Genomic DNA, 21,467 nt, shown 5'->3' on the forward strand with positions numbered 1-21,467 from the left:
TTTAATGGTGCAGCAAAAACACCGTTGCCAATCCAAGGAAAATAAAGAAACCGCCGGTGTCGGTGATGGCGGTGATCAGCACGCTGGAGCCTACCGCCGGGTCGCGTTTCATCTTGGTCATGATCAACGGAATCAGCACGCCCATTAGTGCCGCCAGCAGCAGGTTAAGCACCATTGCCAGCATCATCACGCCACCGAGTTGCAGGTTGTCATACATCAACCAGGTGATGCTGCCCATGATTCCGCCCCAGAACAGCCCGTTGATCAGGGCAACGCCGAGTTCGCGCACCACCAGGAAGGAGAAGTTACCGGGTTCCACCTGATGCAGCGCCAGGGCGCGCACAATCATGGTGATGGTCTGGTTGCCGGTGTTACCACCAATTCCGGCCACGATGGGCATCAGTGCCGCCAACGCCACCAGTTGGGATATCGTCTCTTCAAACAGGCCAATCACACGGGAAGCGATAAATGCAGTACACAGATTGATGGCGAGCCACGCCCAGCGCTTGCCAACCGCTTTGCGCACGGGCGCGAACACATCTTCGCCCTGACTGATACCCCCCATCTTACGGATGTTGCTTTCGTTCTCTTCATTGACCAGATCGATCACGTCTTCTACGGTAATACGCCCAATCAGCTTGCCTTTAGCATCAATAACGGCGGCGGAGATCAGGTTATAACGTTCAAAGGCACTGGCCGCTTCTTCGGCTTTGTCATCAAGCTGAAAGGTGGTCGGGCGCGCATTCATCACATCAGAAACCAGCGTTTTAGGCTTGTTGAGCAAAATGTCGGTAAGCGATAACTCACCCAGCAGTTGGTTCTGTTCGTCGGTAATAAAGATTTTATCGGTGCCATCCGGCATGCTTTTGCGCTTACGCAGGAAACGCTGCACGGTAGCGAGGGTAACGTCAGAGCGGACGGTCAGAATGTTGAAATCCATCACCTGGCCCACGCGGTCGCGATCAAGCTCGATCACTTCCAGCAGGCGTGCACGCAGGTTTGGCTCTAGCGTGGTGAGCAAACGTCCGGTTAAGTCACGCGGCAGATAGCGTGCCAGATATACCTGATCGTCGATGTCCAGCGGCTCAATAGCGTGCAGAATCTCGCGATCAGTCATACCTTCCGTCAGGCTGGCCCAGACGGTTTCTGAAGCTTCGACCAGCACGCGGCCGCGCTGCTCGGAGGGCACAAGGCGCCATAATGCCAGACGTTCTTGTTCAGGGAGCGCTTCGAGGATATCCGCTAAGTCAGCAGCATGCAGCTGCTGCAGCTCTTCTTCCAGCTGATGGCGCCAGTCGGTGATCTCCCGCAGCTCGGCGGCATTGAGATCGATAGATTTATCCAGCAGCACATCAACGAGATCGTCCTCGCTAAGGAGCAGATGCAAGATGCGCTGGCGGATTTCAGTTAATTGTTGTGCATACGGAGCAGACATAACGCGTCCCTTGTGTCTGTAAAGTCAGGTCAAAGTGTAGCGCGTTGCGGGTAATCAGGGCGTATTTAGCAGCATTGTCACAAACGGGCAATGTGAAGCGGCAAGCAACGATGACCCGCAAGTTCCTTAGCGCGAATCGCTGGTGCTCAGTGTGGTGACCGGCTCAGGTGCGGCTTTTTTTTGCTGATGATGCTCAATGGCACCGGGGATGATGAAAATCAGACGGCCAACCAAAATAAAGAAACTGATCAGCAAAATAATGCGAGTCATGGTACCGGTTTTGGGACGTCTTCGTGCTGGGATGGCGCTGTTCACGCGGGGTGGTTCCTGTAAATGCCCGGCTGGGCGATGGCAACATTTAGTCACAGTTAGATCGCCAGGTCAATCGCTGTGCGAAAAATGAGCAGTAACGGTTAAAGTTGCGTTGATCAAAATCAGATTAGGCCGCATCTCGCGGCCTGGTCATCAATAGCTGGCTTTTTGCGCCAGTAGCGTAGCGAAACGGTATTTGATGCGATCGCCGTTTTCATCCTGGCGATGCAGTTCACCGATATCCTCGTTGTACTTCACGATGTGCCAGTTGCGGTAGTAATGGCTCAACTCGCCGGATTTGAAGGTGAACGGGAAATTCTGCGAGTTGGGATAATCATCCGTGCTCATCGCCGCCACAATCAGGTTGTAGCCATATTTCACCGTACTGGCTTGCATATCGGCGATCAGCTGTGGGATGGATTCCGGTTGCAGGAACATCATCACCACCGTGGAGAGCACGAACTGATAGCCGCCATTGAAACGCACCTGGTTGAGATCGCACAGCTCAGTGCGAATGTTCTCCAGATTCTCTTCCTGAATAATGCTATTCAGACGCTCAAGGCTCACGGGATTGCTGTCCCAGGCCGTCACATCAAAGCCGTGCTGATTCAGGAACAGGCTGTTACGGCCCTGGCCGCAACCGAGATCTAACGCTTTGCCCACTTCCAGTTTTGGCAGTGCAGCCAGCACTTCGGAGTGGGTCGGCGTCAGACCATATTTTTCCGCGAAATAGTTATCGGGGCGTATTGTCATAGTGATACAGCGGGCCAGCAGCCCGCATTACTCCTCTTCCAGCGTCAGTTTCCAGCCGGTAACATCATTCCAGTAAGCTTGCTCGCGCTCCAGATCCAGCTGCACCAGCGTATTCTGGCTCAGATAGCCACGCGGGAAAGTCAGCGTCCAGGTGCTGTCATCGGCCTTGAGCTTGAGCGAGTCCGGCTTGGTTGTTGCCTGGCGCTGATTATTCAGCAGCGTGCCCAGACGCAACAGGAACACCATCGGCAGGAACTGTTTCTTTTTGAACAAGGTGAAACGGGGCATTTCATCCTGCTTCACCGCTTTACGGTGATAGCGTACCAGCATGGCCAACAACATCTGTTGATCCTGGTTAAAACCAGGCATGTTGGAGTTCTGCAGGATGTAAGCTGAATGGCGCTGCATGCCGCTGTGATTGATGGTCAATCCGACTTCATGCAGCAGTGCAGCCCACTTCAGCAGCGCGGAAAGCTGTGGATTTGCCAGCTTAGGATTTTGATCCAGCCACTGCAGATACAGCTGCTCGGTGGTTTCCAGCACACGACGCGCCTGATCGCTATCGATGGCGTAATGGTTTGCCAGACTTTGTGCGGTGCGGCTGCGAATATCCTGATGACGGAAACGGCCTTCCATCTCATACAGCACACCTTCACGCAGTGCGCCATCAGACAGGCGCAGTTCACGAATTGCCAGCGCATCAAATACGCCACACAGAATCGCTAAGCCCGGCACAAACACCGCTTTCCGCTCTTCTGACAAGCCCGGCAGGCTCAACGCATTAAACGACTTGTGCTTCAGCACCTCAGAGACCAGCATCTCCAGCGTTTCCGGCGTGATCAGCTTCTCTTTTTCACCCATTGCCAGCAGCACTTCGCAGGCCGCTTTGATCGAGCCTGAAGCGCCGAGCGCATACTGCCAGCCGTGCAGACGATATTGCCAAGCCATGGTTTCCAGCTTCTGCGCTGCGGACAAACGCGCGCGACGGAAGTGTTCAGGCGAAATTTCCCCTTTCGGGAAATAGAGATTGGCAAAGCTGACACAACCCATGCGGCGGCTTTCCACCAGCTGCGGTTCAAAATCCTCACCGATCACCAGCTCGGTTGAACCGCCGCCGATATCGATCACCAGCTTGCGGCCTTTCTCCGGCTGCGTATGCTCCACGCCCATGAAAATCAAACGTGCTTCTTCGTTGCCAGAGATGACTTCAATCGGATAAGGGATCACCTCCGCCGCACGCTGCAGGAACTCTTCAGCATTGGTGGCGATACGCAGCGTGTGGGTACCGACAATGGTGACGTTTGCCGGGCTGAACCCCTGTAAGCGCTCCGCAAACAGCGCCAGGCAGCTCAGGCCACGCTCCATCGCCTCATCGCTCAGGCGATTTTTTGCATCTAACCCATCGGCCAGATGCACGCGCTGTTTCAATCGCCCCAACACTTGCAGGGCGCCATCGACCACACGGGCAATGACCATGTGAAAGCTGTTTGAGCCCAGATCGATGGCAGCAAATTCCTGCGGTTTCGGCGTACTTTTATGGGAAATTGGCATAGGCGTTATTCGGGTTGTTCCAGTTTCTTGATGTAATCGTAAATCGCCAGCTGCGAGCGCACCTTCTTGCGATTGCCGCGCGGAACATAACGGTTACTCAGTTCTTTGTCCACGATGCGCGCTTTTACGGTATCACTCAACAGAATGGCAATGATATCCAGAATGCGCTGCTTCACGCGGGGATCGAGAATCGCCACGGCCACCTCAATGCGGTGATCGATATTACGCGTCATCCAGTCTGCGGAAGAGAGATAAACCTTTTTCTCGCCGCCGCTCTCAAAAATATAGACGCGGTCGTGCTCAAGATAACGGTCAACGATGCTGGTAATGCGAATATTTTCACTGATGCCCGGTAAATCAGGGATCAGAGAACACATGCCGCGCACCAGCAAATTGATCTTCACGCCCGCAGATGACGCGGCATAAAGGCGATCCACCAGGCCGTTATCGACGAGGTTATTGATTTTCAGCGTAATGCCGGCCGGTTTTTTCTGCTGAGCATTAGCGATCTCGGCATCGATCAACTTATACAGCATGTCGCGCGAGTTTTGCGGCGACACCAGTAAGTGCTCGAACGTCACCGGGCGATACGGGTTTTCAATAAAGTTAAACACGCGACGCACTTCATTGGTGATACGCGCATCGGCAGTCAGCAATGAATAGTCAGTATAAATGCGTGCGGTTTTTTCGTTGAAGTTGCCGGTACCGATATGCGCATAACGCACGATTTCATCGCCTTCACGACGTGAAATCAGGAACAGCTTGGCGTGAATTTTCAAGCCTGGCGCAGAGAAGATCACGTGCACGCCCGCTTCGGTCAGGCGTTTCGCCCAGCGAATGTTGGCTTCTTCATCAAAGCGCGCCTGCAGCTCAACTACCACCGTGACTTTTTTACCGTTGTAGGCGGCGTGGATCATCGCATCCATGATGCGTGAGTTTTTGGCCACGCGATAAATGTTGATCTTAATCGCCAGCACGCTTGGGTCGAATGACGCCTGGCGCAGCAGCTCCAGCACGTGCTCAAAGGTGTGATAAGGATAGTAGAGCAGCACATCACGATTACGGATGGCATCGAAACCGTTGCGGAAGCCATCAAAGCCGATGTGGCGAATTTGCGGCAGCGGACGGTTTTCCAGGTTGGCTTTGCCGACGTTCGGGAAGCCGATAAAGTCTTTAAAGTTGTGGTAACGACCGCCCGGCACAATCGAATCGTAGTTCGAAATCGACAGCTTATGGCGCAGCATTTCCACCATCGCATCCGGCATATCACGCTGATACACAAAGCGCACCGGTTCTGCGTTGAGACGCTGCTTCAGGCTGGAGGACATCAATTCCAGCAGGCTCGATTCCATCTCAGTAACCAGATCGTACTCAGCATCGCGCGTCATCTTCATTGAATAAGCATTCAGCGCATCGTAATCGAAGAAGCCTTTGAAGATTTCATCCAGGCAATAGCGCAGGATGTTATCCAGCAGAATCATCGGCTTGCGACGACGCGGTGATTCAGCCGGTAAGTTGACGAAACGGGGAACTTTGTCGGACGGGATTTCCAGCAGCGCATAACGAATATCGTCGCCGCGAATGATCTCGACCGCCAGATAGGTGTAGTCGTCTTTGAGGAATTCAATCAGATCGGTGTCGTGGTTAATCAGAATCGGCGTGACGTGCTGGCGTAATTGATGTTTGAAGTAATAGCGCAGCCACTCTTGCTGATTCGGCGACAGCTGGCGTTCGTTAATCAGGAAGATCTGATTACGGGCCATTTCCAGCAGCAGGTCGTTGTACAGCGCATCGAATTCCTGATCCGATTTCTGCACCCGCAGCTGAATTTTTTTCAAGATATGACGAAGGGTCGTCGGCGTGCCCTGTTCCTCACCAATCAGAATGCGACGTTTCAGATCGGCGAAGCGCACTTTGTAGAACTCTTCGAGATTGTTGGAATAGATTCCCAGGAAGCGCATGCGCTCAATCAGCGGGTTAGTCTTGTCCGCCGCTTCCTGTAATACGCGTTCGTTGAAGCTTAACCAGCTTATTTCTTTTTCTATATACAGCTTTTCCTGACCCATTCTGACTCCGTGAGGCTGTTGCTGGACGGATTGTCCGGCGGGAAAATCGCAAAAATGCGCCTCCGCTCAGTGTCCGTCACCATTATGGCGAGAGTATGGCAAGCTTGTCCAACGTCAAAGGTTGTCTTATCAATCAGCTACGGGCAACATAGCGACGTGTTTTCACCTGTAACCAGGCCTGCATGAGCATAAATCGTATCCCTGTCCATTTCAGCGACCGCCGTCGCCGCGCTGTCGATCAGTTGGTTCGTCGCGTGGTGACAAGCTGCGGCGTGGGCATTTTACTGCTGATGCTGCTGCTTTTCTTCTGGCTGATTTGGGTGGTGTTACCCCTTTTCAGCGCGCCGGGTATGCAAGCCACCACTAATATTCAACTTTGGGATAAAGCGCCGGTGCTGGCGATGGGCAGCGATGGGCAGCTTGGCTGGCGCATCAGCCGCAATGAGGCGCGCTTTATTCCGCTCGATGGACAGCCCGCCGTTGAGGCACTGGCGCTGCAACAGCATCCTGATGCGGCGGTCAACAGCAGCAATAGCAGTAGCGTATTACTCAATATGCAGGGCGCGCTGCTGCTGATGCAACCGCTGATCCACGAAAATCATGGTCAGTGGTTCTTTCCGTTTGGCGATCGTCCGCTGCGTCTGGCGCAGGGCGCAGTGACCACCATGGCGCTGACCTCGCTGAGCGATCACCAGTGGCGGATTGCCGCCCAAACGCCTGCGGGCATCAGTGTAATGACGCTGGAGAACCAGCAAACCGTCAATCAGATTTTGCTTCCACAGCAGCAAACCGAGCATCTGCTGTTATCCCCCGATGGCACATTGCTGTACGCCAGTGAAGGGCGCTTGCTGCATGTGTGGCAAATCACACCAGAAGGCGCACAACTGCGTGAAACGCAGACCCTCAACCAGCGTCCGCAAAGCCTGCATATCCTCACCGGCGGCCGCACGCTGCTGATTCAGGATGCACAGGGGGTGAAACAATGGTTTGCTATTGCGAGCGATAAAGGGCCACGGCTGCAGGAAATACATACCTTTGAGCACAGCCAGGATGCGGTGAAGATCGTACCTGAGGCGCAACGACGTGTGTTTGCCACCTTTAATGCGGCGGGGGAAATCAAACTGTTCGCCAGTAAGCAGCAAGGGCCAATTTTGACGCGGCAGTTAGCTCCCGGTATTCAGGCGCTGGCATTTTCACCCCGCGGTGATGCGCTGATTGTGGAGCGGGAAGGGCAGTGGCAACAGTTTGCGCTGGATAATCCCTGGCCCGATTTCACCTGGCGCAATCTGTGGCAAAAAATTTGGTACGAAAACTATCCGCAGCCGGATTGGGTATGGCAATCCACTGCGGCTGGCGACAGCTATCAGGCCAAATTCAGTCTGATACCGATGGTGCTGGGCACACTCAAAGCCGCCTCGCTGGCGCTGCTGTTTGCCACGCCGCTGGCTCTGGCGGCGGCAATGTACACCGCATGGTTTATGTCGCCGGGGTTACGCCGCTGGGTGAAGCCGGGCATTGAGATGATGGGTGCGTTGCCGAGCGTGGTGATTGGATTGATTGCCGGGGTTTGGTTGGCACCCCATGTGAGTACTGCGCTGGTTGGCGTGCTGCTGTTGCCGCTGGTGCTGGCGGTCACTTTATTGCTGTGCGGCGTGCTCAGTCCGCACTTGCCCTTGCGTTGGCGCCGTCCCGGTTTTGAAGTGATTCTACTGCTGCCGGTATTGCTGGCCGTGACCCTGTTAACGCTGTGGTTGCCCACGCAGCTGTGGCCGGATATCGGCGAGCGGCTGGCGCACTATGAGCAACGTAACTTATTGGTCGCAGCGCTGGCGATGGGCTTTGCGCTGGTTCCGCTGATTTTCACGTTGTCTGAAGATGCCCTATTCAGCGTGCCAGGCGCACTGGGACAAGGTTCACTGGCGCTGGGCGCCACGCCTTGGCAAACCCTAACGCGTGTGGTGCTGCCAGGCGCATCGGCGGGGATTTTTGCTGCCCTGATGATCGGTTTTGGCCGCGCAGTAGGGGAAACCATGATTGTGCTGATGGCCACCGGTAACACGCCGGTCAGTGAAGGCGGCTTATTTGCCGGATTACGTGCACTTTCGGCCAACATCGCCATTGAGATGCCTGAAGCGGCAGCGGGCAGTGCGCATTACCGAATTCTTTTCCTGAGTGCGCTGTTGTTACTGATATTCACTTTAGTGATCAACACCGTCGCGGAGTTGATTCGTCAGCGTCTGCGCCAGCGCTACAGCCAGCATGAGGGACAGGGATGAAAGCGATGCGTCAAAACGATCGCTGGCGCTGGCTAACAGCCGGTGCGGTGGCCGTGTGTTTACTGGCGTTTACCTTGCTGATTGGCCTGCTGGCATGGCAGGGCATGCGCGCCTTCTGGCCACAACCGGTGGATCAATACCTGTTCCAGCCGCCGGAAGGCTCGGCGGTGATGGTGCTGGGCGAAACGCTGCACAAACAGCCGCAGGGCGAGCAGTGGCGCTATGTGGTGAAAACCGGCAATCGCGATTTTGCCGCACCGGATTTCCGTGTGCTGTATAGCCAGGGCGCGGCGAAAACGCGCCGTCCAGCAGACGCGATGGTGTTACAGCGCCGCAGCGGCGGCAATGCTTACGGCTGGCTGATTGAGTTGCGGGAAGACAACGAAGTGCTGACCGCACGCGATCGTGATGCGCTATTGCAGCAGCGGTTGGTGCAGGTGCATGAGCAGTTACGTCAGGCCAGCCATATTCGTCGTGTGCAAATGGCACGCCTTAATGCACAGCTGGAAAGCCTGCAGCAGCAAGCTGATGAGCAACGTCAGCGCGGCACGTTCACCCTGCAGGATCAATCGGAATTCGATGCCAACAGCGTGGCGCTGCAGCGGCGCTTTAGCGCACTAGCGCAACAGCTGACCCATTTGCAACATGAGAGCGAACGCGACACCTTGGTGCTGCGCGATGTGCAGGGGCAGGATCACATTATTCCGCTGGCGCAGGTGGTGGATGCCTGGTATCCAAATGCGATGTCGTTTGGGCAGAAGTTGCAGCACTTCTTCAGTCAAATCTGGCAGTTTGTCAGCGATTCACCCACATCAGGCGGCGGCGAGAGCGGGGCGTTCCCGGCGATTTTTGGCACGGTGCTGATGGTGTTGCTCATGTCGATCATTGTGATGCCATTGGGCGTGGTCGCAGCGGTGTGGCTGCACGAATATGCCGGACGTAATGCCTTAACCCGTCTGGTGCGCATTGCGGTGGTGAATCTCGCCGGCGTGCCATCCATTGTGTATGGCGTGTTTGGTCTGGGCTTCTTTGTCTGGTTGATCGGCGGCACTATCGACCAGCTGTTTTTCTCACGCGCACTACCGAATCCGACGTATGGCACACCGGGCCTGCTGTGGGCGGCACTGACGCTGGCGCTACTGACATTACCCGTGGTGATTGTCGCCACCGAAGAGGGGCTGTCACGCATCCCGGATAATCTGCGCCAGGGCTCGCTGGCGCTGGGTGCCACACAAGCGGAAACGCTGTGGCGCGTGGTGTTACCGCTGGCGGTACCGGCGATGCTCACCGGCCTGATTCTGGCCGTGGCGCGTGCGGCAGGGGAAACCGCCCCGCTGATGCTGGTGGGTGTGGTGAAAATGGCCCCGGAGCTACCGGTGGATGCGGTGTTCCCGTATCTGCACCTCGACCGCAAATTTATGCACCTCGGTTTTCAGATTTACGATTTGGCCTTCCAGAGCCCGAATATCGACGCTGACCGACCGCTGGTTTACGCCACCGCCTTGCTGCTGGTGGTGATTATCCTGTCGCTCAATCTGCTGGCGATGGCGCTGCGGCATCGGCTGCGCGAGCGTTACCGCCTCATGACGCACTAGAAAGGTTTTTAGATGACGCCCGATTACGACATCGCGTTAACCGTTAACCAGCTGTCGCTGTGGTACGGCGAACGCCAGGCGCTGAACAATATCGATCTGCACATCCCCAAAAACCGCATCACAGCGCTGATTGGCCCGTCCGGTTGTGGCAAGTCGACGCTGCTGCGCTGCTTTAATCGCATGAATGATGTGATTGATCGTTGCCGCATAGAGGGCGAAATTCTGTTGGATCAGCATGCAGTGATGCAGGCCAATCAGGATCTGCCCGCGCTGCGCCGTCGCATTGGCATGGTGTTTCAGCGGCCGAATCCGTTCCCAAAATCGATCTATGAGAACGTGGTGTACGGTTTGCGGCTGCAAGGGGTGCGCGATCGTCGCGTGCTGAATGAAGCTTGTGAACGTGCGCTGCGTGCGGCGGCACTGTGGAGTGAAGTGAAGGATCAGCTGGCGCAGAATGCGTTGACGCTCTCCAGCGGTCAGCAGCAGCGTCTGGTGATTGCGCGCGCCATTGCCATTGAGCCGGAAGTATTGCTGCTGGATGAGCCAACATCGGCACTCGATCCGATATCCACGCTAGTGATCGAAGAGTTAATGACCACGTTAAAGCAGCATTTCACGCTGGTGCTGGTGACGCACAACATGCAGCAGGCGGCACGTGTGTCAGATTACACGGCGTTCATGCATAACGGGCAACTGGTGGAGTTTGATGAAACCGATCGTATCTTCACCTCGCCAAAAGCGCGTAAAACCGAAGATTACATTACGGGTAGATTTGGTTAAGGGATAAGCCACTTGCTCTACGTTTTCAGGGCGTAGAAAGGCAGCAGGTTTTAGCAGCCCCAGGCGCTGACATCAGCCAGTGACTGGGGTGAATTAAGCGGGGCAACGTGTCTGCAAGCGGCTGAATAAGGTGGATATCAGTCGTGTGCGTAACCCTGCGGTGGCAGCGGTTGCCCATCCAGCCAGGCTTTTCCATCACGCATCTGCAAGCGTCCATCGACGAACCAGCTTATCACCAGCGGATAAATCGCATGCTCCTGATGCTGCACGCGTGAGGTGATCTCTTCTTCATCATCTTCAGCAAATACCGGCACGCGCGCCTGCAAAATCACCGGTCCGCCATCCAGTTCGTCAGTAACAAAGTGCACCGACGTACCGTGTTCTTCATCACCATTCTCTAGCGCCTGACGATGGGTATGCAGTCCGGGATATTTCGGCAGCAGCGACGGATGGATGTTCACCAACCGGTCGTGATAATGCGCGACAAACGCCTGACTGAGAATGCGCATGTAACCGGCCAGCACTACCAGGTCGGGTGCATAGGCATCGATTTCCTGCATCAGTTGGCGGTCAAATGCATCGCGGTCGGCAAAGTCACTGGCGGCGAGGCTATGACCCGGTACGCTGGCTTCCTGCGCACGCGTCAAACCCAACGCTGAGGCTTTATTACTGAAAACGGCAGCGACGCTGCCGTTGATACGCCCGCTTGCGCAGGCGTCGAGGATGGACTGAAGATTGCTTCCGTTACCGGAGATCAGTACAACCAGTTTTTTCATGGATTAATAACCACTCGCTCTTCTGAGTCAGAGGCTTTAATCACGCCGATTTTCCACGCCTGTTCGCCAGCGTCGGTCATCAGCTGTACCGTTTTATCGGCATCGGCCGGGCTCAGCGCGATGATCATGCCCACGCCGCAGTTAAAGGTACGATACATTTCATGACGGCTGACGTTGCCTGCCTGCTGCAACCAGCTGAACACGGACGGCCACTGCCAGCTCTTCTCGTCAATCACTGCCTGAGTATTGTCTGGCAGCACGCGTGGGATGTTTTCCCAGAAGCCGCCACCGGTCAGGTGAGAAATCGCGTGCACATCCACCTGTTCGATCAGGCTGAGGATGTTTTTCACGTAGATGCGAGTCGGTGCCAGCAGGTGATCGGCCAGTGGTTTGCCCTCCAGCTGTTTGGTTTCTGGATCAGTCTGGCTGACTTCCAGAATCTTACGCACCAGCGAATAACCGTTCGAATGCGGGCCGCTTGAGCCCAGTGCGATCAGCACGTCGCCGTCCTGCACTTTCGATCCGTCAATGATTTCTGATTTTTCCACCACGCCGACGCAGAAACCGGCCACGTCGTAGTCTTCACCGTGGTACATGCCTGGCATCTCAGCGGTTTCACCGCCGACCAGCGCACAACCTGACTGCAGGCAACCTTCGGCGATGCCGGTGATCACCGCAGAAGCGGTATCCACATCCAGTTTTCCGGTCGCGTAGTAGTCGAGGAAGAACAGCGGCTCAGCGCCTTGCACAATCAGGTCGTTCACACACATCGCAACCAGATCGATACCGATGCTGTCATGACGTTTGAGATCCATCGCCAGACGCAGCTTGGTGCCGACGCCATCGGTTCCGGAGACCAGCACAGGCTCGCGGTATTTCTGCGGCAGCGCACAGAGCGCGCCAAAGCCACCCAGTCCACCCATGACTTCCGGGCGACGAGTTTTCTTTACTACGCCTTTAATACGGTCAACCAGATCGTTACCAGCATCGATATCAACACCGGCGTCTTTGTAGCTGAGAGAGGTTTTGTCGGTCACTGCGGAATCCCCACGCGAATTGCGGTTGGTGGCAAAAATTAAGCGCGCTAATTCTACCAGTGCAGGCAAACGTTTGCGAGTCCCATCTCATGCCGCTTTGCACAGCGCTGATTTTTCGCCAATCCTTATGATCACGCGGATCGCGCTAAGCCATTGACCAATGACAAGTGGCGCAGCGGCAAAAAGGCGGTATAATCCGGCGATTTTTTTTTAGCTCAACTCAATTCCGGGAGAACAATCATGAAGATCGTGGAAGTCAAACACCCGCTGGTCAAACATAAACTGGGCCTGATGCGTGAGCATGATATCAGCACCAAACGCTTCCGCGAGCTGGCCTCAGAAGTCGGCAGCCTGCTGACTTATGAAGCCACCGCCGATCTGGCCACCGAGCGCGTCACCATCGAAGGCTGGAACGGCCCGGTTGATGTCGATCAAATCAAAGGCAAAAAAATCACCGTGGTGCCGATCCTGCGTGCCGGCCTCGGCATGATGGAAGGCGTTCTGGAACACGTGCCAAGCGCGCGCATCAGTGTAGTTGGTGTTTATCGTGACGAAGAGACGCTGGAGCCGGTTCCTTATTTCCAGAAGCTGGTGTCAAACATCGAAGAGCGTCTGGCGCTGGTGGTTGACCCGATGCTGGCGACCGGTGGTTCGATGATCGCAACCATCGACCTGCTGAAAAAAGCGGGCTGCAACAGCATTAAAGTGTTGGTGCTGGTGGCGGCGCCAGAAGGGATTGCGGCGCTGGAAAAAGCGCATCCAGACGTTGAGCTTTATACCGCGTCAATCGATCAGGGATTGAACGAGAAGGGCTATATCATTCCGGGTCTCGGCGACGCCGGCGATAAGATCTTCGGAACGAAATAAATAAAGCATACAGCCGGCCAGAGAGTCGGCTTTTTTTTGGCAAAAAAATAAAACACAACTCAAGGGGATATCAATGACTCGTCGCGCGATTGGGGTTGACGAACGTCCACCGCTGCTGCAAACCATTCCACTCAGCCTGCAACACCTGTTCGCCATGTTTGGTGCTACAGTGCTGGTGCCAATTCTGTTCCATATCAACCCGGCCACCGTGCTGCTGTTCAACGGCGTCGGTACGTTGCTGTATCTGTTTATCTGTAAAGGCAAAATCCCGGCGTATTTGGGGTCGAGCTTTGCGTTTATTTCACCGGTGCTGCTGCTGTTGCCACTGGGTTATGAAGTGGCGCTCGGCGGCTTTATTCTCTGTGGTTTCCTGTTCTGCGTGGTGGCGTTGATTGTCAAAAAAGCCGGCACCGGCTGGCTTGACGTGATGTTCCCTCCCGCCGCAATGGGCGCGATTGTTGCGGTGATCGGTTTGGAACTGGCGGGCGTGGCGGCCAATATGGCCGGTCTGCTGCCAGCCGATGGCACGTCACCTGACAGTAAAACCATCATCATTTCCATGGTGACGCTGGCGGTCACGGTGTTTGGTTCCGTGCTGTTCCGCGGCTTCCTCGCCATCATCCCGATTCTGATTGGTGTGCTGGCAGGCTACGCGCTCTCATCCTTTATGGGCATTGTGAACTGGCAATCGGTCGCCGATGCGCCGTGGTTTGCACTGCCAACCTTCTACACGCCGCGCTTCGAATGGGCCGCGATGTTGACCATCCTGCCTGCGGCGCTCGTGGTGATCGCTGAGCACGTTGGCCACTTAGTCGTTACCGCCAATATCGTGAAAAAAGATCTGATCCGCGATCCCGGCCTGCACCGCTCGATGTTTGCTAACGGCTTGTCCACCATGATCTCCGGTTTCTTCGGTTCCACGCCAAACACCACTTACGGTGAGAACATCGGCGTGATGGCGATTACCCGCGTATACAGCACCTGGGTGATTGGCGGGGCGGCGATCTTCGCGATTCTGCTCTCTTGCGTCGGTAAACTGGCGGCCGCGATTCAGGCGATCCCGGTACCGGTAATGGGGGGTGTTTCTCTGTTGTTGTACGGGGTGATCGGGGCTTCCGGTATTCGCGTATTGATTGAATCTAAAGTGGATTACAACAAAGCACAGAATCTGATCCTGACCTCGGTGATCCTGATCATCGGCGTCAGCGGCGCGAAAGTGCATATCGGCGCTGCAGAACTGAAAGGCATGGCGCTGGCCACTATCGTTGGCGTCGCGTTGGCACTGATTTTCCGCGTAATCAATCTGTTACGGCCCGAGGAAGTGGTACTGGATGCCGAAGAAAAGCGCGAAAGTTAATGCGCTTTGCCGGGCAGGGAAGCCTGGTTCATCTCTTGCAAGGATCGTGATAAACTTGCGCCGTTTTCTGCCTGCTCATCCGTTGAGGTACTTCTGAACACGCCGGCACAGCTTTCACTGCCACTCTATTTACCCGATGATGAAACCTTTGCCAGTTTCTGGCCGGGGGAAAATCCGTCTTTGCTGGCGGCGCTGCAAGGCGCACTTTCTCAGCAGCACGGCAGCTATCTCTATTTCTGGTCACGCGAAGGCGGCGGCCGCAGCCACCTGTTACACGCGGCCTGCGCAGAGATGTCGGCGCGTGGTGAAGCGGTAGGCTATGTTCCGCTGGATAAGCGCACCTGGTTCGTGCCGGAAGTGTTGGATGGCATGGAGAATCTGGCGCTGGTGTGTATCGATAATATCGAATGCATTGCCGGTGATGCGGAGTGGGAGATGGCGATTTTCGATCTCTACAATCGCATTCTTGAAATCGGCAAAACGCGTTTGTTGATCACTGGCGATCGTCCTCCGCGTCAGCTCAATCTTGCACTGCCCGATCTTGCATCACGTCTCGACTGGGGCCAGATTTATCGCTTACAACCGCTTTCTGATGAAGACAAACTCCAGGCGATGCAGTTGCGTGCGGGGTTGCGTGGTTTTGAGTTACCGGAAGATGTCGGGCGCTTCCTGCTGAAACGCCTCGACCGCGAAATGCGCACGCTGTTTGATACGCTTGATCGATTGGATCGCGCCTCTATCAGCGCGCAACGCAAGCTCACCATTCCCTTTGTGAAAGAAGCGCTGGGGCTTTAAATAATCTCCAGCACCGCTTCAGGTGGACGACCAATACGCGCCTGGTCACCGTTGATCACGATGGGGCGTTCAATCAGTTTGGGATTGTCCACCATCGCCTGGAGCAACTGCTCTTCACTCAACTGCACGTCGGCCAAATTCAGCTCTTTATAAAGGTCTTCTTTACGGCGCATCAGGTCGCGCGCACTGCTCATGCCTAGCTGCCGCAGCAGTTTTTTCAGCGTCTGCATGTCAGGCGGTGTCTCAAGATACAGCACCACATCAGGTTCAATGCCTTTATCCTGCAGCAGCGCCAGGGTTTCGCGGCTCTTGCTGCAACGCGGGTTGTGATAAATGCTCACCATTATTTTTATCCTTTCTGATACTGACGGAACCGCTTCTGCAGTTCGCGGAACTGATCGATGCGTGCATCGTAACGTGCCTGTTTCAGGCTGCCGAGTGGCACCTGGGCGCTGGCACTGCTCAGGGTGGTGATCGCCTGATCGAGCTGGCCATTGAGTGCTAATCCTTCCGCTCGTGCCGACAACTCCTCATCCCGTAATCCCTGTGCTGCCGAGGCTTGTGCCAGCAAATCCCAGGCATTGACGTCATCAGGGTGGGCAAAGGTATAACGATTGAGGATGCGCGTGGCGTTAGCGGGCTGTTTCGCCTCGACATAAGCGTTAGCGAGGTTGAGCTGTAGCACCGGATTGGTGCTGCTACCTTTGGCACTGGTTAGCATGTTGATCGCCTGCTGAGGCTGGTTCAGACCGATGTCGATATCCGTCATGATATCCAGCAACCAGACGTTATCCGGCTGTTTCGCCAGCATCGGGGTGATGATTTTTTTTGCACTGTCGAAGCTTTTCGCCTGCAGGAACTGCACTGCTTTGCCATATTGCGATGCCATCTGCTCGCGCGAATTGCCTTTAGCGTATTCATTCAACAGATCATCGGTCAGCTGATTACGGCCTGTGGCATACATACCCAACGAGCGCACCTTCGCCATATAGAAGCCTTCAGATGACTGAACCACCACCGGGCGCATCTGGTTGGCACGGTTACGCGCATCGGCTAAACGGCTATCCGGTAAGGGGTGAGTGAGCAAAATTTCCGGGGGTTTAGAAGAGAAGCGGCTTTGATCGGCGAGCTTTTGCAGGAAACTCGGCATCGCCTGCGGATCGAAACCGGCGCGTTGCAGCACCTGAATGCCGATGCGGTCAGCTTCCTGCTCGTTGGCTTGAGTGAAGCTGATCATGCCCTGCTGCGTGCCCGCCAACGTACCGGTCAATGCTGCCATCCCGGCTTGTGGGCTGGCTATGGCGAGCAGAATCGACCCCAATGCACCCACCCAGGTGAGCGGCGCATTACGCTTCTGCTCTTCCATCGCACGTGCCAGATGACGTTGGGTGACGTGGGAAATTTCGTGCGCCATCACCGACGCCAGTTGGCTTTCGTTATCGGTGTAGCGGAACAATGATGAATGCAGCACGACGTTGCCGCCGAAAAAGGCGAAAGCGTTAAGTTCGTCATTCTGAATGAGAAAGAAGTGAAACGGCGTGCGCACCGAATTGGCATGCGCCACCAGGCGCTGCCCTAACTCATTGATGTATTGATTTAATAGCGGATCGTTAATCAGCGGCGCACTGGCGCGCAGTTGGCGCACGTAGAAGTCGCCAATTTGTAATTCCTGATTAATGGATAGCGTCGAACCCGCTGTGGTTCCCATATCGGGCAGATTATCACTCACGTCCGCGCGCACGGAGAGCGCGGGCGTCAGCAGCAGCGTAGGAATAAGGGCCGCCAGCACTGATTTTTTCAACCGGTTAAACATGCCTTGATCCTGTAAAAGTCACCTGCAATTGGACAGGTAAGTCGTTCAAATGTTCTGCGCGTTCTTTCCTTTGACGCAGCGCTTCTATCTTAACCAGCGCGTGGTAACAAGCAAATGAAGAAGCGACACAGACTTAAAGTGAAAAAATGGCTACAGCGGGCGCTGATTGCAGCAAAAAATTGAATAGTCCGCCACGACCAGGTTAGCGCTTTTACAGGTTCAGAAGTTAAAGTTACGTAAAGTTGCTCAAAATAATTGAATCTGGCATGAACTTTTCCAGGTTTACTCTGAAAAACAAACGTCAAAACAGTGAACTGGCCTGTTTTATCCATCAGTGATTTTAATGGTGATTTTTTATAGAGTCGCCGAAATTTTAGTTAAGTATGGTCATATTTTCAGCGCCACTGGCTTGATAAAACCTAAACAGCTGGCAGTCGATTCAAGCCAGTTATTTTTTTAGGCATCTCTTCGTCTCAATCGAAAGCATTATTCAATTAGCCTGACTAATTATTATTTCTGCAATGAAAACCCCGGACAGGCCAAAACTGCAGGACTTTTGCCCTGCTCACGCTGTGATATAGATAAGGCACTTTATTCAAACGGACTGTGAATTAGCGCAGTGCATGCCGGAGAGTTTTTATGCGTTCTGTTGTCTCTTACGCCCTGATTGCGATCGTGGGTGGGTTTGTTGGTGCCACCGTCAGCAAAAGTGATGATATTTATCAGCGAGTGGTGAGCCATTTTTCTGCCGAGCCAACCGATCCGGACGGGTTCTGGAGCACGCCTGCTATCGATGGTTACGGCAAAATCCATTACGAATCTGATGCCGCCTTTAAACCGGTCGTCGGGCTGAGCAACAAAGTGGTGTTTCAAATCACCAAAAGCGAAGGGGACATGAAGCGGCCTAATCTTGGGCTGGAGCGCGTCGCCCGCGTCGTCAACCTCTACATCGCTTCAGGCGTGCCGGCCGATCAGTTGCACTTTGTGGTCTCTGTGACCGGTGATGCCACGCCTGCCATGCTGGATAACGCGCATTTCCAGCAATTCTACAAAGCTGACAACCCCAACCTGGCGCTGATCGGGGAGCTCAACAAATTAGGCGTCAAAGTATCGGTATGCGATCAGTCAGTGGCGTTCCATCACTTCCCGAAAGACTGGATTGATCAATCGGTTATTCATGCGTTGTCCAGTCCGACCACCGTGTCGACGCTGGAAAATCAGGGTTATGCCTTCCTGCAAATGTAATTGGGCTTAGGGTCTTCTATCGAGGAGAAGTGAAATGCGTCCAGCGTCCTATATTGTCATCGCCGCACTGGCGGGTTTCGTGGGCGGTAATGTGTTACAGCTTCCAGAGCTGGTGGATAAGGTCAGCAGCAAGTTTGCTGACAACAAAAGCGAGCCAGCGGACTTCTGGAGCACGCCAGCCATCGCGGGCTACGGCAAAATCCATTTTGTGAATACGCCGGATTACAACCCCGCGAATACGCCAGGCCTGAGCAATAAGATCGTTTTTCAGATCAACCGCACGGAAGGGGATGTGCGCCAGCCTAACCTCGGACTGGAACGCGTGGCGCGTGTCACCAACCTTTATTACGCTGCCGGGGTGCCGCTCAATCAGCTGAATTTTGTGGTGTCAATCAACAGCGATGCCGTGCCTGCCGCGCTGAATAACGATCAATTCCGCAAAGCTTACGGCACAGATAACCCGAACCTGAAATTGATCGATGAGTTGAAGCAGGCGGGTGTGAAGGTGACAATCTGCGATCAGTCGGTGGCCTTCCATCAACTACAGCGGGACTGGATCGACACCCGCGTGACGCACACCCTCTCCAGCGGTACCACGGTTGCCTCGTTGCAAAACGAAGGTTACGCCTTCCTGATGTTGTAATTCCTGCCTGACAGCAGTTCGCGCTGCTGTCATTTTTTCGTCATCTCTCCGCGATGTTGCTGTCACAGTTCGCCGCTACTTTAAGCGCCAATGAGATCGATCTCATTGCTCATTCACGAGGCGAACATGTCCGATTTAATCAGTGTGGCAAAGCTGGCTGGCGTATCTCGCGCTACCGCCGCACGCGCATTTTCTGATCCCCATCTGTTGCGGCCTGACACGCTGGAAAAGGTGTTGGCGGCATCAGAGCAACTCGGATTTCGCCCCAATCACATTGCACGTCAACTGCGCACGCAAAGCTCCACCACGCTGGGTGTGCTGCTGCCTTCGCTGCTTAACCCGATTTTCTCACGCCAGTTACAGGCGATGGAGCGTCAGGCGCGTGCGGCCGGATACGGTTTGCTGGTGGCGACCAGTGATTACCAGCCAGAGCGTGAAGCGGCGATTGTCGAACATATGCTGCGCCAGCGTGTGGCGGGATTGGTGTTGACCGTGGCCGATGCGGATAACAGCGCGGTCCTGACTACGCTGCATGAAGCCAGCATGCCGTTTGTATTGGCGCACAACGTCCCTCAGCAAAGTCACTGGCCCGCCATTTGCGTCGACAACCGCCAGGCGATGCGTGAAGCCACAGAACATTTGCTGTCACTCGGGCATCGCCATATCGGTATGGTCGCCGGGCCGATGCTGCAATCGGATCGTGCGCGCCTGCGTTATCAGGGCTATGGCGACGCTATGCACAGTGCCGGGCTGTCTGCGCTGCCGGTGATTGAGATGACCAGCCATACCCATTCTGATTTCGCGCTGCTGCAACCGCAGTTGCAGGGCGCAGCACCGCTGACGGCGGTGATATGTACCAATGATTTGCTCGCCATCAGCCTGATTGGTGCGGCGGCGCGTGCCGGTGTACGCATCCCGCAGCAACTTTCGGTGATGGGCTTCGACGGCATCGATATTGGCGAGCAGATTGCGCCGTCACTGGCGAGCGTCACTCAGCCAGCCGACATGCTCGGTGCCTGTGCCATCGATATGTTGTTACAACAAGCCAGTCGCGGCACCCGCGTGCTGGCCCATCGGTTGCGGAGCGGTGAGAGTATCGCCGCGCCAGCCACCGCTTTTTGATACCAACACCAGGGAACCACCATGAAATTCCAACGAAAAATGAAAATTTTTGCAGGAGCGATCGCGCTGACCGCCGGTTCGCTGTTCAGTATGATGACGCAGGCCGCCGAAACCGCGATCTGCTACAACTGTCCGCCCGAGTGGGCTGACTGGGGCACACAGCTCAAAGCCATTGCCAAAGATACCGGCATCACCGTGCCACAAGACAACAAAAACTCCGGCCAGGCGCTGGCGCAAATGGTGGCGGAGAAAGGCAATCCGGTGGCAGATGTGGTGTATTACGGCGTCAGTTTCGGCATCCAGGCCGACAGCGCGGGCGTCATCACCGGCTATAAGCCCGCACACTGGGATGACATCCCAGCCGGAATGAAAGATCCGAACGGTAAATGGGTCGCGCTGCACTCGGGCACCATGGGCTTTATGGTCAACGTGGATGCGCTCGGCGGCGCGCCAGTGCCACAATCCTGGGATGACCTGCTGAAACCAGAGTACAAAGGGATGATTGGCTACCTCGACCCGGCCAGCGCCTTTGTCGGCTATGTGGCGGCGGTGGCCGTTAACCAGGCGAAAGGCGGCAACATGCAGGACTTCACGCCAGCGCTGAACTGGTTCAAGAAGTTGCAGGCCAACCAGCCAATCGTACCGAAGCAAACTGCCTACGCGCGCCTGCTCTCTGGCGAAATCCCGATTCTGCTCGACTACGACTTCAATGCTTATCGCGCCAAATATAAAGATCACGCCAACGTCGCGTTTGTGATCCCGAAAGAGGGCACGGTGACGGTTCCTTATGTCATCAGCCTGGTGAAGAATGCGCCACACGAAGCCAACGGCAAGAAAGTGATCGATTATGTGCTGTCGGACAAAGGTCAGGCGATATGGGCCAATGCCTTCCTGCGACCAGTGCGTACTTCAGCGATGTCACCCGAAGCGAAAAAATTCTTCCTGCCGGATAGCGACTACGCCCGCGCCCAAACCGTCGACTATCAGCAGATGGCCGATGCGCAGAAAGCCTTCTCTGCTAAGTACCTGAGCGAGATCCACTGA

At 55.1% G+C, this 21,467-nt stretch carries 19 protein-coding genes; 10 read left to right on the plus strand and 9 right to left on the minus strand.

Features of this window, described 5'->3' with window-relative positions; all coding sequences use genetic code 11:
• Nucleotide 1 precedes the first annotated feature (1 nt).
• The 5 genes from mgtE to ppk1 all read right to left on the minus strand — a co-directional run bounded on the left by mgtE (nucleotide 2) and on the right by ppk1 (nucleotide 6,117).
• A complete protein-coding gene (gene mgtE / locus LH22_RS07810) occupies nucleotides 2–1,435 on the minus strand; it encodes a magnesium transporter (RefSeq protein WP_038645445.1) in 1,434 nt (477 codons plus the stop codon).
• A 126-nt stretch (nucleotides 1,436–1,561) separates the two neighbouring features.
• Nucleotides 1,562–1,750 (minus strand): YfgG family protein, encoded by a 189-nt coding sequence (locus tag LH22_RS07815; protein ID WP_034825717.1) that lies wholly within the window; start codon nucleotides 1,748–1,750, stop codon nucleotides 1,562–1,564.
• A gap of 150 nt (nucleotides 1,751–1,900) precedes the next feature.
• Entirely contained in the window at nucleotides 1,901–2,500 is a 600-nt protein-coding gene (tehB, locus tag LH22_RS07820) for a tellurite resistance methyltransferase TehB (RefSeq protein ID WP_038645447.1), read from the minus strand.
• Between the two features lie 27 nt (nucleotides 2,501–2,527).
• Nucleotides 2,528–4,051, minus strand: coding sequence for an exopolyphosphatase (gene ppx, locus LH22_RS07825; protein WP_038645449.1), 1,524 nt, complete (start codon nucleotides 4,049–4,051; stop codon nucleotides 2,528–2,530).
• Nucleotides 4,052–4,056: 5 nt separating this feature from the next.
• A complete protein-coding gene (gene ppk1, locus LH22_RS07830; protein WP_034825724.1) occupies nucleotides 4,057–6,117 on the minus strand; it encodes a polyphosphate kinase 1 in 2,061 nt (686 codons plus the stop codon).
• A gap of 182 nt (nucleotides 6,118–6,299) precedes the next feature.
• Here ppk1 and LH22_RS07835 point away from each other — a divergent pair, with 182 nt between their 5' ends.
• The 3 genes from LH22_RS07835 to pstB are packed head-to-tail and all read left to right on the plus strand — an operon-like array spanning nucleotide 6,300 to nucleotide 10,768.
• Entirely contained in the window at nucleotides 6,300–8,393 is a 2,094-nt protein-coding gene (locus tag LH22_RS07835) for an ABC transporter permease subunit (protein ID WP_038645451.1), read from the plus strand.
• On the plus strand, nucleotides 8,390–9,988 hold the full coding sequence (gene pstA / locus LH22_RS07840) for a phosphate ABC transporter permease PstA (protein WP_038645454.1): 1,599 nt from the start codon (nucleotides 8,390–8,392) through the stop codon (nucleotides 9,986–9,988). Before LH22_RS07835 ends, pstA begins: the two co-directional genes overlap by 4 nt.
• A 12-nt stretch (nucleotides 9,989–10,000) precedes the next feature.
• Complete coding sequence (gene pstB / locus LH22_RS07845; protein WP_038645455.1) at nucleotides 10,001–10,768, plus strand: phosphate ABC transporter ATP-binding protein PstB; 768 nt, start codon at nucleotides 10,001–10,003, stop codon at nucleotides 10,766–10,768.
• Between the two features lie 137 nt (nucleotides 10,769–10,905).
• Here the strand turns inward: pstB and purN are convergent, their stop codons facing one another.
• Together purN and purM are read right to left on the minus strand one after the other, a co-directional pair.
• Nucleotides 10,906–11,544 (minus strand): phosphoribosylglycinamide formyltransferase, encoded by a 639-nt coding sequence (gene purN, locus LH22_RS07850; protein WP_038645457.1) that lies wholly within the window; start codon nucleotides 11,542–11,544, stop codon nucleotides 10,906–10,908.
• Entirely contained in the window at nucleotides 11,541–12,581 is a 1,041-nt protein-coding gene (purM, locus tag LH22_RS07855) for a phosphoribosylformylglycinamidine cyclo-ligase (protein ID WP_038649963.1), read from the minus strand. The genes purN and purM overlap by 4 nt, the downstream gene beginning before the upstream one ends.
• Nucleotides 12,582–12,821: 240 nt before the next feature.
• On the opposite strand from purM, the gene upp reads away from it, so the two are divergent.
• From upp to hda, 3 genes are all read left to right on the plus strand, one after another.
• The gene (upp, locus tag LH22_RS07860; RefSeq protein ID WP_034825735.1) at nucleotides 12,822–13,448 is read left to right on the plus strand and encodes a uracil phosphoribosyltransferase; all 627 of its coding nucleotides are present in this window, start codon (nucleotides 12,822–12,824) and stop codon (nucleotides 13,446–13,448) included.
• A 73-nt stretch (nucleotides 13,449–13,521) separates the two neighbouring features.
• Nucleotides 13,522–14,805, plus strand: coding sequence for a uracil permease (uraA, locus tag LH22_RS07865; protein WP_038645460.1), 1,284 nt, complete (start codon nucleotides 13,522–13,524; stop codon nucleotides 14,803–14,805).
• Nucleotides 14,806–14,898: 93 nt separating this feature from the next.
• Nucleotides 14,899–15,600: a DnaA inactivator Hda gene (gene hda, locus LH22_RS07870; RefSeq protein WP_034825971.1), complete on the plus strand. Its 702-nt coding sequence runs from the start codon at nucleotides 14,899–14,901 to the stop codon at nucleotides 15,598–15,600.
• Here the strand turns inward: hda and arsC are convergent.
• Nucleotides 15,597–15,944: an arsenate reductase (glutaredoxin) gene (arsC, locus tag LH22_RS07875; protein ID WP_038645463.1), complete on the minus strand. Its 348-nt coding sequence runs from the start codon at nucleotides 15,942–15,944 to the stop codon at nucleotides 15,597–15,599. The two genes, hda and arsC, sit on opposite strands and share 4 nt — an antisense overlap.
• A 5-nt stretch (nucleotides 15,945–15,949) precedes the next feature.
• Nucleotides 15,950–17,413 (minus strand): beta-barrel assembly-enhancing protease, encoded by a 1,464-nt coding sequence (locus LH22_RS07880; RefSeq protein ID WP_038645466.1) that lies wholly within the window; start codon nucleotides 17,411–17,413, stop codon nucleotides 15,950–15,952.
• Nucleotides 17,414–18,052: 639 nt separating this feature from the next.
• On the opposite strand from LH22_RS07880, the gene LH22_RS07885 reads away from it, so the two are divergent.
• The 4 genes from LH22_RS07885 (at nucleotide 18,053) to LH22_RS07900 (ending at nucleotide 21,467) form a co-directional block, all read left to right on the plus strand.
• Nucleotides 18,053–18,658 carry a DsrE family protein gene (locus tag LH22_RS07885; RefSeq protein ID WP_038645469.1) on the plus strand — a complete coding sequence of 202 codons (606 nt, stop codon included), beginning with the start codon at nucleotides 18,053–18,055 and terminating at the stop codon, nucleotides 18,656–18,658.
• A gap of 34 nt (nucleotides 18,659–18,692) precedes the next feature.
• Nucleotides 18,693–19,301: a DsrE family protein gene (locus LH22_RS07890; RefSeq protein WP_038645471.1), complete on the plus strand. Its 609-nt coding sequence runs from the start codon at nucleotides 18,693–18,695 to the stop codon at nucleotides 19,299–19,301.
• A gap of 126 nt (nucleotides 19,302–19,427) precedes the next feature.
• Nucleotides 19,428–20,423, plus strand: coding sequence for a substrate-binding domain-containing protein (locus LH22_RS07895; protein WP_038645473.1), 996 nt, complete (start codon nucleotides 19,428–19,430; stop codon nucleotides 20,421–20,423).
• 39 nt (nucleotides 20,424–20,462) lie between these two features.
• Nucleotides 20,463–21,467, plus strand: coding sequence for an ABC transporter substrate-binding protein (locus LH22_RS07900; RefSeq protein ID WP_240474701.1), 1,005 nt, complete (start codon nucleotides 20,463–20,465; stop codon nucleotides 21,465–21,467).

Source organism: Pantoea rwandensis (assembly GCF_000759475.1).
In the GTDB taxonomy this organism is placed as follows: Bacteria; Pseudomonadota; Gammaproteobacteria; order Enterobacterales; family Enterobacteriaceae; genus Pantoea; species Pantoea rwandensis_B.